Annotated in this window: 1 protein-coding gene; it reads left to right on the top strand. The window is 38.0% G+C overall.

The window, feature by feature from the left end; all coding sequences use genetic code 11:
- Positions 1-18: 18 nt before the first annotated feature.
- Positions 19-416 (top strand): hypothetical protein (locus Q0762_RS13930; protein WP_298767744.1); only part of this gene is annotated, 398 nt, incomplete at its 3' end.

Here is a 416-nt window from a genome sequence, read left to right as displayed (position 1 = left end):
ACGTTAAGTGATGGTACTATGGTTACTTTACAAGCAAACGGTGTTTTAGATGTAGTTCCAGCGCCAGCTAGCACAGAGCCAATCAACTTTGATTATACATTAGCAGACGAAGACGGTTTAACAGATACAGGAAATGTAGACATTACATTTACGCAGTTAAATCCAACAGCAGATAATGAATCAGTAACGGGTGCAACAATCAACACGCCATTAAACATTAGTGTTCTAAATGGTGATGAAGATCCAGATGGAGATAATGGGAATTTAATGATTACAGAGATTATAGATCCTAATAATGGTAATTTAGCAACACCAATTGCACCAGGATCAACAGTAACATTAAGTGATGGTACCATGGTAACCTTACAGACCAATGGTACTTTAGATGTAGTTCCAGCACCAGATAGCACAGAAGT

This window comes from uncultured Polaribacter sp., assembly GCF_947495205.1.
Lineage (GTDB): Bacteria > Bacteroidota > Bacteroidia > Flavobacteriales > Flavobacteriaceae > Polaribacter.
The sequence above is the reverse complement of the archived record's forward strand: the minus strand, read 5'-3'. Positions and strand labels throughout refer to the sequence as shown.